The 17,494-nt window shown below is 71.1% G+C and carries 13 protein-coding genes and 1 pseudogene; 11 read left to right on the top strand and 3 right to left on the bottom strand.

Annotated elements, in window-relative coordinates:
* Positions 1 to 116: 116 nt before the first annotated feature.
* Entirely contained in the window at positions 117 to 617 is a 501-nt protein-coding gene (locus ACWDR4_RS28760) for a peptidylprolyl isomerase (RefSeq protein WP_450412994.1), read from the top strand.
* A gap of 361 nt (positions 618 to 978) precedes the next feature.
* Here the strand turns inward: ACWDR4_RS28760 and ACWDR4_RS28755 are convergent.
* Positions 979 to 1,125: pseudogene (locus tag ACWDR4_RS28755) on the bottom strand (IS701 family transposase); the annotation flags it as partial.
* Between the two features lie 127 nt (positions 1,126 to 1,252).
* Entirely contained in the window at positions 1,253 to 2,893 is a 1,641-nt protein-coding gene (locus ACWDR4_RS28750; protein ID WP_450412993.1) for a PucR family transcriptional regulator, read from the bottom strand.
* Between the two features lie 282 nt (positions 2,894 to 3,175).
* Here ACWDR4_RS28750 and ACWDR4_RS28745 point away from each other — a divergent pair, with 282 nt between their 5' ends.
* Genes ACWDR4_RS28745 through ACWDR4_RS28735 form a run of 3 tightly spaced genes read left to right on the top strand, consistent with a single transcriptional unit; the run spans position 3,176 to position 8,759 of the window.
* Positions 3,176 to 4,444: an aspartate aminotransferase family protein gene (locus ACWDR4_RS28745; protein ID WP_450412992.1), complete on the top strand. Its 1,269-nt coding sequence runs from the start codon at positions 3,176 to 3,178 to the stop codon at positions 4,442 to 4,444.
* Complete coding sequence (locus ACWDR4_RS28740) at positions 4,441 to 7,323, top strand: FAD-binding and (Fe-S)-binding domain-containing protein (protein ID WP_450412991.1); 2,883 nt, start codon at positions 4,441 to 4,443, stop codon at positions 7,321 to 7,323. The genes ACWDR4_RS28745 and ACWDR4_RS28740 overlap by 4 nt, the downstream gene beginning before the upstream one ends.
* The gene (locus tag ACWDR4_RS28735; RefSeq protein ID WP_450412990.1) at positions 7,320 to 8,759 is read left to right on the top strand and encodes an NAD-dependent succinate-semialdehyde dehydrogenase; all 1,440 of its coding nucleotides are present in this window, start codon (positions 7,320 to 7,322) and stop codon (positions 8,757 to 8,759) included. The genes ACWDR4_RS28740 and ACWDR4_RS28735 overlap by 4 nt, the downstream gene beginning before the upstream one ends.
* Before the next feature lie 78 nt (positions 8,760 to 8,837).
* Here the strand turns inward: ACWDR4_RS28735 and ACWDR4_RS28730 are convergent, their stop codons facing one another.
* Positions 8,838 to 9,584, bottom strand: coding sequence for an IclR family transcriptional regulator (locus ACWDR4_RS28730; protein WP_450413018.1), 747 nt, complete (start codon positions 9,582 to 9,584; stop codon positions 8,838 to 8,840).
* Positions 9,585 to 9,858: 274 nt separating this feature from the next.
* Between ACWDR4_RS28730 and solA the strand changes: the two genes are divergently transcribed.
* From solA to ACWDR4_RS28695, 7 genes are all read left to right on the top strand, one after another.
* On the top strand, positions 9,859 to 10,992 hold the full coding sequence (solA, locus tag ACWDR4_RS28725; RefSeq protein ID WP_450412989.1) for an N-methyl-L-tryptophan oxidase: 1,134 nt from the start codon (positions 9,859 to 9,861) through the stop codon (positions 10,990 to 10,992).
* A gap of 5 nt (positions 10,993 to 10,997) precedes the next feature.
* Positions 10,998 to 11,990, top strand: a complete 993-nt coding sequence (locus tag ACWDR4_RS28720) for a succinylglutamate desuccinylase/aspartoacylase family protein (RefSeq protein ID WP_450413017.1) — start codon at positions 10,998 to 11,000, stop codon at positions 11,988 to 11,990.
* An 85-nt stretch (positions 11,991 to 12,075) separates the two neighbouring features.
* Positions 12,076 to 13,173, top strand: a complete 1,098-nt coding sequence (locus ACWDR4_RS28715) for an ABC transporter substrate-binding protein (RefSeq protein ID WP_450412988.1) — start codon at positions 12,076 to 12,078, stop codon at positions 13,171 to 13,173.
* Positions 13,166 to 14,299, top strand: coding sequence for an ABC transporter ATP-binding protein (locus ACWDR4_RS28710; RefSeq protein WP_450412987.1), 1,134 nt, complete (start codon positions 13,166 to 13,168; stop codon positions 14,297 to 14,299). The genes ACWDR4_RS28715 and ACWDR4_RS28710 overlap by 8 nt, the downstream gene beginning before the upstream one ends.
* A gap of 62 nt (positions 14,300 to 14,361) precedes the next feature.
* Positions 14,362 to 15,216, top strand: a complete 855-nt coding sequence (locus ACWDR4_RS28705) for an ABC transporter permease (protein WP_450412986.1) — start codon at positions 14,362 to 14,364, stop codon at positions 15,214 to 15,216.
* Entirely contained in the window at positions 15,213 to 16,082 is an 870-nt protein-coding gene (locus ACWDR4_RS28700; protein WP_450412985.1) for an ABC transporter permease, read from the top strand. The genes ACWDR4_RS28705 and ACWDR4_RS28700 overlap by 4 nt, the downstream gene beginning before the upstream one ends.
* Entirely contained in the window at positions 16,079 to 17,470 is a 1,392-nt protein-coding gene (locus ACWDR4_RS28695; protein ID WP_450412984.1) for an aminotransferase class III-fold pyridoxal phosphate-dependent enzyme, read from the top strand. The genes ACWDR4_RS28700 and ACWDR4_RS28695 overlap by 4 nt, the downstream gene beginning before the upstream one ends.
* Positions 17,471 to 17,494 lie beyond the last annotated feature (24 nt).

Raw genomic sequence — 17,494 nt, 5'->3', positions numbered from 1 at the left:
TCAGCGTGTCCCCGGTGCTGCCCCGCCGGCCGGTGTGGGAGGCGATGGTGGTACCGGGGGTGACGGAGACGGGGCCGAGTCCCGCGGTTCCGAAGCCATGGTGGAGAATCGCTGCCATGAGTGAGAACGTCTATTTCCAGGTTTCCGCGAACGGTGAGGACCTCGGCCGTATCGTCTTCCGGCTGTTCGACGACGTCGTGCCGAAGACCGCCCGCAACTTCCGTGAGCTGGCCACCGGCCAGAACGGGTTCGGATACAAGGGTGCGCCCTTCCACCGGGTCATCACCGAGTTCATGTTGCAGGGCGGTGACTTCACCAACGGCAACGGCACGGGAGGCAAGAGCATCTACGGTGAGAAGTTCGCCGATGAGAACTTCCAGCTCAAGCACGACCGGCCGTTCCTGCTGAGCATGGCCAACGCGGGTCCGAACTCCAACGGGTCGCAGTTCTTCATCACCACCGTGGTGACCTCGTGGCTCGACGGCAAGCACGTCGTCTTCGGCGAGGTCGTCGAGGGCGCGGACATCGTCAAGACGATCGAGGCGCTCGGCAGCCGCTCCGGCGCCACCGCAAAGAAGATCGTCATCGACGAGAGCGGCGTCGTCCCCACCGTCTGACCATCGTTCGTCTGGGGCGCCCGTCCAGCGCCCCAGACGGTTGTCCACGTGCGTGTACACACGACGCCCTTGCGGCTACCGGACGCGGCAGGCTGCCCAAGGCCGCCGAAGAGCGCGACATCGCCGGGGAAGTCGGGCCGGGTGCAGCACCACCCGCCCCGCGTCGACGGAGACCAGCGCCCCGAGCCCGTTGCACTTCGTTCTCCCGCCTCCCCCGCAACAGAGCCAGGTCGGACACAAGGGCGACGAGCATCGGTTCCGGCAACGTCCACGTCGCAGCCCCATGCCTTCCACCCAGCCGGTCTGTCCGCAAACCGAGTGGTGCGCGCGTACGCGGCCACAAGCTCGACCACGCTTGCGCATCCTCCATGTTCCAGCGGCATCCGGCGACGCGGACCAGGTCGGTGGCGGTGGCCTCCAGTGGAGCGCAGGCCAGGTGGTAGGCGGTCTCGTCGGGTTTGCTGATGCTGCTGCGGGCCGGCATCCACCGCTGCCGGGTCTGCTCGTCCGTCCGTCACACGGATCGGCCGGGCAACCTAGTCGGGCTGCACTTCTTCCATCCGGACGCCGGCGCCGGCCGCGGTTCCGGTGGATCGCCTCACCGCACCCCGGTCCGCACCCGCCGCCGGATCCCGTCAGCCGGCACGCAGGACGTCGAGTGCCGTGAGCGCGACATGCAGTTCCGTGCGTTGTGCGCCGGATTCGAGGTCGCGGTTCAGAAGGCGCTCGATGGTGCGCAGGCGTTGGTAGACGGTCTCGCGGGACACACCGCAGCGGCGGGCGGCAATGGTCTTGTTGCCGGCTGCGTCGAGGTAGTGGCGCAGGGTTGTGAGCAGGTCGCTGCCGTGTCGGGTGTCGTGGTCGATCAGTCGGCCCAGCTGCCGTTCGGTGTACTCCTGGATCCGGGTGTCCTCGCGGAGCGCGTAGAGCAGTCGGTGCAGGCCGATGTCGGACAGTTCGTGGAAGGAGCGGTCCGGGGGGAGGGGCCGGTCGGGTGGGGTGGCCTCGGCGACGCGGGCCGCCTCGCGGAAGGAGCGGGCGGTGTCGGCGAGGTCCGTGACCTCCGACCCGACGCTCACGACGGCCTGCGGGTCCAGGTCCAGGGCGGCGCGGCCCAGACGTTCGGCGACGGGGCGCCAGGGCTGGGACGTGCGCAGAGCCAGCAGGATGCCGAGGCGGCCGGGGGACAGCTCCCCGACGAGTGCGGGGATACCCGCGGTCCTCAGTTCCCGGGACAGGAGGTTCTCCATTTCGGCGCAGCCCTGATCGACGAGGACCGCGAGGAACCGGCTGTCGTCGGTGGGCAGGCCCAGCGAGGCGCAGCGGGCGCGGGCGTCCTTGGCGGAGTGGTGGCGCTGTTCGGCCAGGTCGCGCAGGGCGTTTCGGTGCGCGGTGCGCTCCCAGGGCGTGGTGTGGATGAGGCGGGCGACAGTCAGGGCCATCGCCGTGCGCTGGAGCACGGTGTGGTGCTCCGCGCCGAAGGGCGGCCGGTCGGCCCGGGCCGGGAGCATGGCGACACGGCCCCAGCGTTCGCCCTGGTACTCCACGGGTGCGACGAGCCAGCGTTCCGCACCGTGCACGTCCGTGTGGTCGCGGGGCGGGGTCGCTCTGGAGCGCCGCTCCCAGTCGGTGAGGGCCTCTTCCACCGTGCTGCCGGACGGTTCGCAGATCAGCGCCTGGTGCGCCAGGTTCTCCAGCACGACCGTACGGCCGCTCATCTCCGAGGCCGCCCGCACCACGTCCTCCGCTCCCGCGCCGCGCAGCGTCAGGGCCGTGAACGCCTCGTGGATCCGCTGGGTCCGGCGCATCGCGTCGGCCTGGTTGCCGAGGATGAGGGTGTGGACGACCTGGGTGACCTCCAGGAAATTGACGTCCTTGGCGAGGGTGATCAGCGGGAGTCCGCGGGCGTGGCAGGAGTGGACGAGTGCTTCGGGCGGGCGGTGGTAGCGCCGTACGAGCTCGATGACCAGGGCCGCCGCTTCGACGTCGGCGAGCTCGTCGACGTACCGGCGGACATCCGCGGCGTCCTCGGGCAGGGGCATGCCCGTGGTCAGGACGAGTTCGCCGCCCTTGAGGAAGGAGGCGGGGTCCGTCAGCTCCGTGATGTGGACCCAGCGCACCGGCCGGTCGAGGTGGGGCACACCGGTGACGACCTGGGGATCTCCGGCGGCCAGGACAGGGAGCGCCAGGACGTCGGCGACGGTGAGTGCGCGGCCGGCGCCGGTGTCCCCGTCGTCCGTGTCCGGTGGACGAGCGGCAGGGTGGTTCTCGTTCACGGTGTCTCCATGGGGGCGCCCCCGCTCGTGCGAAGCCCGGAGACGGGAGAGGGGGGAGTGCCTGGTCACTGTGACAAGCGCCGCTGACCTGCGCAAGAGGGAGTTCAGCGTGGCTGCCGTCGTGCAAAGGGGCGCATCACGGCCCCTGCGGTTGACACAACGTCCGAACACCGCGTCCCCGCTGGACAGATCACGCGTTGTCGCCCTCCGCGGCGGCCTGGATGCTCGGGAAGGACGCGGGAGCAGAACGCCCAGATCACGAGCTACGGCCGGGAGACGAACATGACCGCACTGTCGCCGCACCTTCGCCAGGCCACGCCCGTGGTGGCGGTCCGGGGCGAGGGCGTCCACCTGTACGGCGAGGACGGCCGCCGCTACCTCGACTTCACCGCAGGTATCGGCGTCACCAGCACGGGGCACTGCCACCCGAGGGTGGTGGAGGCGGCGCGGGAACAGGCCGGCACCCTCGTCCACGGTCAGTACACGACGGTCATGCACCAACCGTTGCGGCGGCTCGTCGACAAACTCGGTGAGGTGCTGCCGGCCGGCCTGGACAGCCTGTTCTTCACCAACTCCGGAAGCGAGGCCGTCGAGGCCGCACTGCGGCTGGCCCGCCAGGCCACCGGCCGGCCCAACATCCTGGTCTGCCACGGCGGCTTCCACGGCCGAACCGTGGCCGCCGCCGCCATGACCACGTCCGGCACCCGCTTCCGCTCCGGCTTCTCCCCGCTGATGAGCGGCGTGGTCGTCACGCCGTTCCCGACGGCCTACCGCTACGGCTGGGACGAGGACACCGCCACCCGCTTCGCCCTCCAGGAGCTGGACTACACCCTCCAGACCATCTCCTCGCCCGCCGACACCGCCGCCGTCATCGTCGAACCGGTGCTCGGCGAGGGCGGTTACGTGCCCGCGACCCGGGCCTTCCTCGAAGGCCTGCGCGAACGCGCTGACCGGCACGGCTTTCTGCTGATCCTCGACGAGGTGCAGACCGGCGTCGGCCGTACCGGCCGGTTCTGGGGCCACGAGCACTTCGGCGTCACCCCGGACATCCTCATCACCGCCAAGGGGCTGGCCAGCGGCTACCCGCTCTCCGGGATCGCCGCGCCCGAGGAGTTGATGGCGAAGGCCTGGCCCGGATCGCAGGGCGGCACGTACGGCGCCAACGCCGTGGCCTGCGCGGCGGCCTGCGCCACGCTCGACGTCGTACGCGACGAGAAGCTCGTGGAGAACACCGGGACGATGGGCGACAGGCTGCGTGCGGGCCTGGAGGCGGTGGCCGCGCGGACACCGGGCATCGGGGACGTACGCGGGCTCGGGCTGATGCTCGCCACCGAGTTCGTCACCGAGGACGGCAGTCCCGACCCCGAGACCGCTGCCCGCGTGCAGCGGGCCGCCGTCGACGAAGGGCTGCTCCTGCTGCTGTGCGGGGCCTGGAACCAGGTCGTGCGAATGATCCCGGCGCTTGTGATCGACGAGGCGGCGGTGGACGAGGGCCTGCAGGCGTGGGCGAGCGCGGTGGAGGGCGGTACCTCGGGAGCCTCGGCACGATGAGCGATCCCCTGGCGCGGCTGACCGCCCGGCTTGCCGAGACGGCTCCCGGCCTGCGCGTGGAGACGGGCCCCGGCACCGGCGCCTATGCCTACGACGCCTCCAACTACCGTGTCCCGCCACGGGCGGTGGCCTTCCCCCGCACTGCCGACGACGTGGTCGCGGTGCTGCGGGCCTGCCGGGAGACGGGCGTCCCGGTCACCGCGCGCGGCGGCGGCACCAGCATGGCCGGCAACGCGGTCGGGCCGGGTGTCGTCCTCGACCTCTCCCGGCACATGAACCAGATCCTGGACATCGACCCGGGCGCCGGGACCGCGCGGGTCGAGGCCGGTGTGGTCCTCGACGCGCTGTGCGCCGAGACCGCCCCGTACGGGCTCACCTTCGGCCCCGACCCCTCCTCCCACAGCCGCTGCACCATCGGCGGGATGATCGGCAACGACGCCTGCGGGAACCGGTCCGTGCGGCACGGGCGGACCAGCTCCCACATCGAGGCCCTGGAGATCGTGACGGTCGACGGCGTACGGGCCCTCGCTGACCACGAGGGACTGCACCCGCTGGACCCCGCGGACACGGAGCGCGTCACCCGCCTGGAAGCGGACGTACGACGACTGATCGACGCCGAACTGGCCCCGATCCGTACCGAGTTGGGCCGTATCCCGCGCCAGGTCTCCGGCTACCAGCTGCATCACCTCCTGCCCGAGAACGGCTTCGACCTGGCCCGCGCCCTGGTCGGCACCGAGGGTTCCTGCGCGGTCGTCACCGCCGCGACGGTCCGCCTGGTGGCGACCGCACCGGCTTCGGCGCTGCTGACCCTCGGCTACGACGACGTCGTGGACGCCGCCGAGGACGTCCCGGAGATCCTCCGTCGGCACCCCACCGCCGTGGAGGGCATGGACGAGGCGATCGTCGCCACCATGCGCGCCCGCCGGGGCGAGGACTCCGTCACCGGGCTGCCCGACGGACGCGCCTGGCTCTACGTCGAACTCGACGGCGACGACGAGGAGTCGGTCGCCGCCCGGGCGGCCGAACTGCTGGACGTACTCAAGGCCCGGGGCCGTATCACCGGCGGCCGGGTCGTGGACAGCGCGGCCGAGCGGCGCTCGCTGTGGCGGGTTCGCGAGGACGGCGCCGGTCTCGCCGCCCGGCTCGTGGACGGCGGGGAGTCCTGGCCCGGCTGGGAGGACGCGGCGGTCGCGCCCGACCAACTGGCCGCCTATCTGCGGGACTTCCGCGAGCTGCTGGCCTCCCACGGGCTGACCGGCGTGCTCTACGGCCACTTCGGCGCGGGCTGCGTCCACGTCCGCATCGACTTCGACCTCGCCACCGACGCCGGCCGGGTCGCCGCCCGCCGCTTCCTGGGCGAGGCCGCCGCCCTGGTCGTCGAGCACGGCGGAACCCTCTCGGGCGAGCACGGCGACGGACGGGCCCGCGGTGAGCTGCTGGAGGCCATGTACAGCCAACGGATGATCCGGGCGTTCGCCGCCTTCAAGGAAGTCTTCGACCCCGAGGGGCTGTTGAACCCCGGCGTCATCGTGGAGCCGGCCCGACTCGACGCCGACCTCGCCCTGCACACGCCGGAATTGCTGCCCGTCGCCACGCTCTTCACCTTCCCGCACGACGAGGACGGCTTCGAGGGCGCGGTGCGCCGCTGCGTCGGCATCGGCCGGTGCCGCAGCGACACCGGTGGCGTGATGTGCCCCAGCTACCGGGCCACGGGGGAGGAGAACGACTCCACCCGGGGCCGGGCCCGCCTCCTCCAGGAGATGGTGCGCGGGGAGACGGTCCAGGACGGCTGGCGCTCGACAGAGGTCCGCGACGCCCTCGACCTGTGCCTGTCCTGCAAGGCGTGTTCCAGTGACTGCCCGGTCGGCGTCGACATGGCCACGTACAAGGCGGAGTTCCTGCACCGGCACTACAGAAGTCGCCTGCGGCCCCGTTCCCACTACTCGCTGGGCTGGCTGCCCTTCACCTCCGCCCTGGCCGGCTACGCCGCCCGGCCGCTCAACGCACTGCTGCGCGGGCCGCTCGGCAGCCTGCTCGCGCGGCTCGGGGGTGTGACCACCGAGCGCACGATCCCGGCGTTCGCTTCCCGGCGTGAGCTGCGCGTGGTCCTGCGCTCGGTCCCGAGTGGGGCGACGACCGGCGGATCATCGAAGGCCCTGCTCTTCGTCGACAGCTTCACGCGCGCCTTCCGCCCCCAGGTGGCGGGCGCCGCCGGCCGTGTCCTCGCCGACGCCGGCATTCCCACCACTCCTCGGGACGGCCTGTGCTGCGGCCTGACCTGGGTCAGCACCGGCCAACTGTCCGTGGCCCGCAGGGTCATGGCCCGCACGGTCGCCCGCCTGGACGACGGCGATGACCGGCCGGTCATCGTGGCCGAGCCCAGCTGCGCCGCCGCCCTCAAACGCGACGTCCCCGAACTGCTCGGCACCGAAGCCGCCCGGCGCGTCGCGGACCGCGTCCACACCTTCACCGGTGCCCTGACCGACCTCGCCGAGCCGGGCTGGACCCCGCCGCCGCTGCCCGAGGACGTCGTACTGCAGACCCACTGCCACGAGTACGCCACCTTCAAGGGCCGCCGCCCCGCCGATCTGCTCCGCCGGCTCGGCGTACGCAAGGTCGACGAGGCCGAGGGCTGCTGCGGGCTCGCCGGGAACTTCGGCTTCGAGGAGCAGCACTACGACACCTCGATGGCCGTCGCCGACCTGGCGCTGAAGCCACGCCTCGACGGCATCGACCCGGCCGAGCGGACCGCGGTCGTGGCCGACGGCTTCAGCTGCGCCACCCAGATCGACCACCTCGCCGGTGACCGGGGCGTGCGCGCCCTGCACCTCGCGGAACTGCTCGACCCCGCCGCCGATCGACCAGGAGAGACCCCATGACCGACACGCCCACGCAGTTGTTCATCGGCGGAGCCTGGGTGGACGCCGCGGACGGTGCCACCCTGCCCGTGGACGACCCCGCGACCGGCGAGATCATCGCGCATGTCGCTGACGCCGGCCCCAAGGACGCCCGGCTCGCTGAGGACGCGGCCGTGCAGGCCCAGGAGGGGTGGGCGCGTACGGCACCGCGGGCACGCAGTGAGATCCTGCGCCGCGCCTACGAGATCATCCTCGACCGGACCGAGGAACTCGCCCTCCTGATGACCTCCGAGATGGGCAAGCCGCTCGCCGAGGCCAGGGGAGAAGTGGCCTACGCGGCCGAGTTCTTCCGCTGGTTCTCCGAGGAGGCGGTGCGCATCGACGGCGGTGGCGGCATCCTGCCGGACGGGCGCAACCGCATGCTGCTCTCCCGCCGCCCGGTCGGCCCCTGCCTGCTGATCACGCCCTGGAACTTCCCGCTTGCCATGGGCACCCGCAAGATCGGCCCGGCGATCGCCGCCGGCTGCACGATGATCCTCAAACCGGCTCCCCAGACCCCGCTCTCCAGCCTGGCCCTCGCCGCGATCCTCCAGGAGGCCGGACTGCCGGACGGCGTGCTGAACGTCGTCACCACCTCCCGTGCCGGGGAGGTCTGCGAACCGCTCCTGCGGGGCGGGCGGATCCGCAAACTGTCCTTCACCGGCTCCACGCAGGTCGGACGGCTGCTGCTGGCACAGAGCGCCGACACGGTCGTACGGACCTCGATGGAGCTGGGCGGCAACGCGCCGTTCATCGTCTTCGACGACGCCGACCTGGACACGGCCGTCGACGGCGCGATGCTCGCCAAGATGCGCAACATGGGCGAGGCATGCACGGCCGCCAACCGCTTCTTCGTCCACCGGTCGGTGGCGGAGGAGTTCGGACGGCGCCTGGCCGAGCGCATGGGTGCCCTCGTCGTGGGCCCCGGTACCCGTGACGGGGTCGACGTGGGCCCGCTGATCGACGCGACCGGCCGTGCCAAGGTCGAGGTGCTGGTCGCCGACGCGGTGGAGCGCGGCGCCAGGGTGCTCGTGGGCGGCCGTACGCCCGAAGGCCCGGGCTGTTTCTACCCGCCGACCGTGCTGGCGGGGGTCGACCCTGAGAGCCGTCTGATGGAGACGGAGATCTTCGGCCCGGTAGCCGCGATCCTCACCTTCGACGACGAGGACGAGGTCGTCCGCCGCGCCAACGACACCCCCTGGGGACTCGTCGGCTACGTCTTCACCGAGACCCTCGACCGCGCGCTTCGCGTCAGCGAACGCCTGGAGGTCGGCATGGTCGGCCTGAACACAGGGCTGGTCTCCAATCCGGCGGCGCCTTTCGGCGGCGTGAAGCAGTCCGGCCTGGGCAGGGAAGGCGGCCGGGTGGGCATCGAGGAGTTCCTGGAATACCAGTACCTGGCAATCCCCGTGAGGTGAGGTACTTAGGGGCGCGGGGAACTGCGCGATCAGCCACAGACATGCCGCAGCCGCCTGATCACAGTTCCCCCCAGCCCCTTAGGCCCCCATCCGCCGGCCCGCGATCTCCTGAGCCGTGTCGGCAACAAGCCTCCCCAGCTCAGGAAGCCGCACCGCGTCGTACCGAGACTCCGGCATGGAAACGGCGACGGTGGCCAGTGGCGTCCCACCCTCATCCAGAATCGCCGCAGCCACCGCACACACATCAGGCCGGTACTGCTTCCGGTTGACGGAGTAACCATCGGCGCGTACACGCTCCAACTCGGCGTGCAACTGGCCCGCTTCGGTCGGCGTGGCCTCCCCGAACGACTCCAGCCCGTGCGCGACCAGCTCGTCGACGTCCGCCCGAGGCACATGCGCGAGAACCGCACGCCCCGTCGCGGTCGCGTGCAGCGGGGACGTGTCGCCGATGGCGTGGAAGGTCCGCACCGCGTGCGTGCAGTCCACCCGGTCGACGACCACCATGCACTGCAACGCGTCCGGCACCGACAGATGAATGGTCTCGTTCACCGCGTCCCGCAGCCGGATCATGGGCTCCCGCGCGGCCGCGAACAGACTCGACCCCTGGAGCGCCGCCGGGCGTACGGCCAGCACGCGCGCGCCGATCTCCCAGCGGGTCGTGTCCTTCCGGTTCGCCCGCAGCCACCCGGCCTCGTTCAGGGTGACCAGCGTGCGCTGCACTGTCGACTTGGGCAGACCGAACAGCTTGGTCAGTTCCCCCACGGTCACCGGCTGGTGCTGCGCGACCGCCTCAAGGATCCGCAGTGACCTGGTCACGCTCTTCATTTCCATCTGATTTCCCCCGTTAACTCTGCGAATTCCATGCGTACACCCCTTGACTCCCCTCCAGGGCCACTGCCATTCTCGTGCCAGATTCTAGCATAGCGTTCCACAATGTGGCACGGAGGAAGTTGAAGGGGTGGCCGCGAAGAGGCGGTCCGAAGCCCTCCCTCCGGTAAGCCCGAGTCGGCGGCCCCAGGCCGCCCCCCCATATCCGGAATCACGGAATCCGCACACCGGGCGACCAGCATCCACGGCCCGGGAGACGAAAGGAATCCTTGTGCCTGCCAGCAAGCGTGTCGCCGTCGTCGGCGTCGGAACGATGGGCAGCCAGGCCGCCTGGCGCCTGGCCGCCCGCGGAGCCGAGGTCGTCGGCTACGACCGCTTCGCCCCGGGCCACGACCGCGGCGCCGCCGGCGGCGAGACCCGGATCTTCCGCAGCGCCCACTTCGAGGACTCCCGGTACGTCCCGCTCCTGCAGCACGCCGACACCCTCTGGGAGCGGCTCCAGGAGGAGACCGGCCGCGAGCTGCGCCGCCTGACCGGCTGTCTGCTCATGGGGCCGACCGAGCACCACCAGATGGCGACCGTCCTGGAGTCGATCGCGGAACACGGCCTCGACCACGAGGTGCTCGACGTCGAAGCCCTTGCCAAGCGCTTCCCGCAGTTCCGGATCGAGGACGGCGACGCGGCCGTGCTCGACCGCCACGCGGGTTTCATCCGCCCCGAGCTGACGATCCAGACGGCCGCCCGCCGCGCCGAGGAGCTGGGCGCCGTCATCCACCGCTACACCCCGGTCCGCGAGATCGTGCCCGTCGCGAACGGCGTCGAGATCCGCACGGACGCCGGAAGCGAGCACTTCGACACCGCCGTGGTCACCGTCGGCCCCTGGGTGAACGACCTGCTGCCGGACCTGCCGTGGGAGGTGGACGTCCGCCGCCTCATCAGCGCCTGGTACGTGCCCACCACCGACGCCTGGTTCGGCGAGGAGCTCCCCGCCTTCATCCGTACGGCACCCACGCACTGCTACGGCCTGCCCTCGCCGGACGGCGTCTCCGTCAAGCTCGGACTGTCCCGGGCGCTGCACCGACCCGCCGGCGACCCCGACCAGCTGGACCGGACCGTGGCGCCGGAGGAACTGGAGATCTTCACCGAGCTGATCGGCCGCCATATGCCCGACCTGAACCCCGACCCGGTCCGCCTCTCCGTCTACATGGAGGGCTACACCGAGAGCAGCCGTCCGCTCGTCGGCCCGCTGCCCGGTGCCGACAACGTTGTACTCCTCGCCGGGTTCTCCGGACACGGCTTCAAGCTGTCGCCCGCATTCGGCGACATAGCCGCCGACCTCGCGCTGGAGGGCACCTCGCCCCGGCCCGTCGACTTCCTCTCCACCCTCGACCGGACGGAGGCGTGACGACCATGACTTCGACGAAGAGCGCCCTCTCCCTCGGCGCCCTGCACGCCGAGCCCGGCACCAAGGCCCGCGGCACCGTCCCCGCCGACCTCGGCACCCTCACCGTCGACATCCCGCTGACCCTGGTCAACGGCGCCCACCCCGGCCCCCGTGTCCTGATCACCGCGGGCGTCCACGGTGGCGAGTTCACGGGCGTCGACGCGGCCACCCGGCTCGCGGCCCTGCTGGAGCCCGGCGAGGTGCACGGCCAGGTGATCGTCTGCCCTGTCGCCAACCCCCCGGCCGCCTACCAGGGCCGGCTCGGCGTGTCCCCGCTCGACGGCGTCAACATCAACCGCGTCTTCCCCGGCGACCCCGACGGCACCCCCACCGAACGGCTGGCCGCCTGGCTCTTCACCCACCTGCTGGACGGCGCCGACGCCTACGTCGACCTCCACTCGGGCGGCATCGACGAGGTCCTCGACGACTTCGTCGGCTACCGCCTCACCGGAGACACCGAACTGGACGCGAAGACGGCCGACATGGCCGGCGCCCTCGGCATCGAGGATGTCATCCTCGGCCTGAACGCCGACGGCGGCAACAGCCACGCTGCCGCCGCCCGCCAGGGCATCCCGGCGATCCTCGTCGAGACCGGCCAGCTCGGCGAACGCGACGCGGAGACCGCCCGCCGCCTCGTCACCGGCCTGTACGGGGTGCTGAACCGGCTCGGTGTCCTCGACGCCGGACGCCCGGCCACGACGACCGTCCGGGACTGGGTCTGGGCCGCAGGCGTCACCGCCGGGGCCACCGGCCTCTGGTACCCGGAGTTCACCGCCGGCGACGACGTGACGGCGGGCCAGGTCATCGGCCACGTCGTCGACCCGGCCGACGGCCAGGAGCACAAGGTCCACACCCCGGCCACCGGACGGATCTTCTACGGCATGCGCGGCCTGACCGTCGCCCACGGCGCCGAACTCGCCGCCATCGCCGTCCCGGCACCCGACGACCGCCCCCACTGACCCCCTGCGAAGCACCCGCACGAACAGAACGAGCCCCCCCCGAGCACGCATCCCTCATCACGCAGCGCACCACCAGGAGGCACCGGTGTCAGATTTCCGGATGGACCGCAGAGTGTTCCTGCGCGGAGCAGGCGGAGTCGCCGCAGGCCTCGCCGCCACCTCGCTCACCGGCTGCGGTACCGGCACCAGCCGGTCCGTCGGCGACGGCAGCAGCTCCAAGACCCTCGTCGTCCGCAACAGCGGCGGCAGCTACGGCGACGCCAACCAGCAGGCGATCTACGACCCGTTCACCAAGGAGACCGGCATCCAGGTCAAGGTGGTGAACATCGAGTACGCCCAGATGCTCGCCCAGATCAAGCAGGGCCGGCCGCAGTTCGACGTGATCGACGACTCGATGGCCGACTTCGTGCTCTTCAAGCAGGAGGGCGCCACCCAGGACCTCGACTACGACCGGCTGAAGAACTTCAAGAGCGCCGGCATCGCCAAGGCCCTGGTGACGTCGAACGCCGTCGGCAAGAACTACTGGGCCAGCGTGATGGCGTACCGCACCGACGCCTTCGACGGGAAGAAACCGGCCTCGTGGGCCGACTTCTGGGACACCAAGGCGTTCCCCGGCAGCCGTGCCCTCCAGGCCCTCGACGCGGACCTGCCCGAGCTGGAGTTCGCCCTCCTGGCCGACGGCGTGGCCCTGGACGCGCTCTACCCGCTCGACGTGGACCGCGCCTTCAAGGTCCTGAGTGAGATCAAGGGGTCCGTACGGAAGTTCTGGGACACCGGCGCCCTGCCCGGCGTCCTCCTCGGCCGCAAGGAGGTCGTCGCCTCCAGCGTCTGGCACGGCCGCCTAGACGCCCTGATCAAGGGCGGCTCCCCGCTGGCCTACCAGTGGAACGGCGCCCGTCGGCAGAGCAACGCCCTCGGCATCCCCAAGGGCGCCGCCAACCTCGACGCCGCCTACAAGCTGATCGACTTCGCCCTGCGCCCCGAGGTGCAGGCCGCCTACGCCGAGATCTACCCGATGGCCCCGTCGGTGCCGGGTGCCTACAAGAAACTCTCCGCCGACACCGCCGCGAACCTGGGCAGTTCACCGGCGCACCTGGAGTCCGGCTTCGACCTGGACGTCGAGTGGTGGATCAAGAACCAGGACGCGGTGTCCAAGCGGTGGCAGGAGTGGACGCATGCCTGAGACCGACGTGAGGCCTTCACCCGCCCTGCCCGAGACCCTGACCGGCTCCGGAAAAGCCGTGTCAGTGACACGACTTCGCAAGACGTACGGCGGTGTCACGGCCGTCGACGAGGTCTCCATGGAGATCGCGGCGGGCGAGTTCGTCACCTTCCTGGGGTCCTCCGGCTCCGGCAAGACCACCACCCTGATGATGATCGCCGGGTTCTGCGAGCCCGACTCCGGCAGCGTCGTCGTAGGCGGCCACGACATGACCCGCCTCGCGCCGCAGAAGCGCGGCCTGGGCTTCGTCTTCCAGCAGTACCTGCTCTTCCCGCACATGACGGTGTGGGAGAACGTCGCCTTCCCGCTGCGACTGCGCGGTGTGCCGAAGGCGGAACTGCGCCGCCGGGTCGGCGAGACCCTGGAGATGGCCGGCCTCTCGGCCATGGCCCGGCGCCGGCCGCGCGAGCTGTCCGGCGGCCAGCAGCAGCGGGTCGCGCTGTGCCGGGCCCTGGTCTACCGGCCGCCGGTCATCCTCATGGACGAGCCGCTGGGCGCCCTCGACAAGAAGCTCCGCGACCAGCTCCAGACCGAGATCAAGCGCATCCAGCGCGAACTCGGCCTGACCGTCATCTACGTGACGCACGATCAGGAGGAGGCGCTCGTCCTCTCCGACCGCATCGCCGTCATGCGGGACGGGCGGATCGACCAGTTCGACACCCCGCAGGAGCTCTTCGAGCGCCCCCGCACCCCGTTCGTCGCCGACTTCCTCGGCGCCGCCAACTTCCTCCCGGGCCAGGTGCAGGAGCAGACCGCGGACCACCTCCTCGTACGGCTCGACACCGGCGGTCTGCTCAAGGCCCGCCCGCAGGCCGTCCCGCCGGCCCCGAAGGTCCTCGCCGCGGTCCAGCCCGGCCGGCTCACCCTGTGTCCCGCCGGCGACGGGTTCTGTACCGGGACCGTGGAGACGGTCACCTACGTGGGCACCCTCGTCCGGGTCACCGTACGACCCGACGGCGGCACGGACACCGGATGCGTACGGCTGGAACTGCCCGCCGGACGCGCCCCCGCCCCCGGCGAGCGCGTCGGCATCACCGCGGACCCGGGAAACGTCAGCGTTTTCGCCGACCCGGAACACGGAGGGTGAGAGGCGTGGCCGTACTCGCTCCCGTAACGGAAACCACCACACCCGCGCCCCGCAGGAAAAGCGTGCTGTCCGACCGCCGCACCCGCTTCGGCCTGTTCAACGCGGCCCCCGTCGTCGTCTACCTGCTGATCCTCTTCGTCTATCCGATCTTCAGCACCCTGATGCTGAGCATCAAGGGCGAGGACGGCGGCTTCACGCTCCACTGGTACGCCGACGCGTTCCGCGGCGCCAACCTGGAGATCCTCCTCACCACCCTGCGGATCTCCGCCGAGACCTCCCTGCTCGCCCTGGTCACCGGCTTCCTTCTCGCCGCCGCGATCTCCCGCCTCAAGCCGCTGTGGGCGGGCCTGGCGATGCTGGTCGTCGTCGTCCCGCACTTCATCAGCGCCCTGGTGCGCACCTACGGCTGGATCATCCTGCTCGGCGACAACGGCGTCGTGAACAACGTCCTGACGGACCTTCACTTCCCGGGCGCGCCCTTCCAGTTGCTCTACAACGAGATCGGCGTCGTCATCGGCACCACCGCCGTGATGCTGCCGTACACCGTGCTGCTGCTGTACGCGGTCATGAAGGGCATCGACCGCCGACTGCTCGCCGCGGCGGCCAGCATGGGCGCGGGCCGGATCACCATCTTCCGCAGGGTGTACCTGCCCCTGGTGGCCCCCGGCCTGGTCAACGCGGGGGTGCTGTCCTTCATCCTCTGCCTCGGCTACTACCTCACCCCCGCCCTCATGGGCGGCGAGAAGCAGACCATGGTCGCCTCGCTCATCGACGAGCAGGTCATGAAACAGAACCAGTGGAACGGCGCCTCCGCGCTCGGGATCATCCTCCTGCTCCTCACCTTCACCGGACTCCTGCTGCTCAGGCTGCTGAAGTCGGCGGGCGAGGCCCTTCGGAAGCGAGGTGCGGCGACATGATCGAGCTGCGCTCCACCCTGGCCGGACGCATCACCCTGACCGTCCTCGCCACCCTGATCCTGCTGGTCCTGGCCCTGCCGATCGTCGTCATCGTCGTCACCTCCTTCGGCAAGGACGCCTTCGGCTCCTTCCCGCCGGACTCGTGGACGCTCGGCTGGTACCGGCAGCTGTTCGCCGAGGGCAGCAAGTGGCCCGCCGCGCTGTCGCTCAGCGCTCTGGTGGCGGCCATGACCACGGTCCTCTCGCTGATCCTGGGCATGACCGCCGCCACGGCCCTGGTCCGCAGCGAACTCCCGCTGCGCTCGGCGGTCTACGGCCTGGTCCTCGCCCCGCTGGTGATCCCTCAAGTAGTCGTCGCCCTCGGCCTGTTCCTGCTCTTCGAGCCGGCCTCGATGCTCGGCAGCCCGATCGCCATCGCGCTGGGCCACACCGTGCTGGCCTCGCCGATCGCCGTGATGATCCTCATGGCCACGCTGAAGGGCATCGACGAAAGGCTGGAGGACGCGGCCGCCAGCATGGGCGCGAGCCGCCTCACGATCGCCCGGCGCATCACCTTCCCGCTGGCCGCGCCCGGGCTCGTCGCCGCCGGGATCTTCGCCTTCATCACCAGCTTCGACGAGTTCTTCATCTCGCAGTTCCTGTCCTCCGTGGACACCGTGACGCTGCCCGTCGAGGTGTTCAACGTCCTCCAGTACAACGTCGACCCGTCGGTGACCGCCGTCAGCGCGATCCTCATCGCCGTCGCCGTCGTGGCCCTCGCCCTGGTCGCCGCGGCACGCCGGCTCAGCGGCTCCGGCGAGCAGGACGGCCTGCTGCCGACCGAGACCGCGGTGGGCCTCCCCGCCGGAAGTGAGACCGCAAAATGACCACCAGCACCCGCACCCCCACGGGAGAACTGTCCGCCACCGCGGCCCGGCACCTCCTGCTCAACATGACCCCCAACGGCTCGCTGGGCCAGGACGGCGAGAACCTCTTCGTCGTACAGCGCGGCGAGGGCCCGTACATCTGGGATGCGACCGGGCGACGCTACATCGACGGACTCTCCGGCCTGTACTGCTGCCAGCTCGGCTACTCCTACGCCCCCGAGTTCGCAGAGGCGGCGGACAAGCAGCTGCGCGAACTGTGCTTCAGCCCGCTGTGGTCCGCCTCCGCCCACCCCACGGCCATCGAACTCTCCGAACGACTGGCCCGGATCGCCCCCGTCGACATCGAGCACACCTTCTTCTCCGGCGGCGGCGCCGAAGCCGTCGAGACCGCCTGGAAGATCGCCCGCAAGTACCACGCCCTGCGCGGTGAGGCGGGCCGCACCAAGGCGATCTCCCGCCGCGGCGCCTACCACGGACTGACCCTCGGCGCCCTGTCCCTGACCGACGACCCCGGACTGCGCGAGCCCTACGGCCCGGGCGCGATCGAGACCCGGTTCGTGTCCGACACCAACCGCTTCGGCCTCGCGCCCGAGTTTCTCGACGACGACGTGCACACCGCCATGCTGCTCGCCGAGCTGGAGGCCGCGATCCTGGCCGAGGGCCCGGAGACGATCGCGATGCTGATCGCCGAGCCGGTGCAGAACCGGGGCGGCTGCATCACACCGCCCGAGGGGTACTGGCCGGGCCTGAGGGCGCTGGCCGACCGGTACGGCTTCCTGCTCTGCGCCGACGAGGTCATCACCGCCTTCGGACGGCTGGGGGAGTGGTTCGGCGGCGACCGCTACGACGCCCGCCCGGACATCGTCACCGTCGCCAAGGGCATCACCGCCGGATACGCCCCCATGGGCGCCACCCTCGTCAGCAGCCGCGTCACCGAGGTCCTCAACCGGCCCGGCGCGGTCCTCAACCACGGCTACACCTTCGCCGGCCACCCGCTGAGCGCCGCGATCGCCCTGCGCAGCCTGGAGATCATGGAGCGGGACCGGATCCTGGACAACGTCCGCGGCCAACAGGACCACCTCGCGGCCCGCATGACATCCCTCGCGGACCTGCCCATCGTCGGCGACGTCCGGGGCGCGGGCTTCTTCTACGCCTGCGAACTCGTCGGCGACCTGGAGGACGGCGGCTTCAGCGCCGGCGCCCGCGCCGACCTGGTCGCCGACCTCATCCCGCGCCGGCTGCGCGAGGCCGGCCTCCTGGCCCGCGTCTACAACCGCGCGGCCCCCCTGGTCCAGATCGCGCCCCCACTGATCAGCGACCGCGCGCTCCTCGACCGTATCGCCGACATCCTCGCGGAAACCCTCGACGAGGCATCCGCCCGCCTGTGACACACCCCGTTTTCGAAAGGAACG

It is taken from the genome of Streptomyces sp. NPDC000878 (assembly GCF_053599695.1).
Note: the sequence above shows the minus strand (reverse complement) of the source record. Positions and strands in the feature narration are given on the sequence as shown.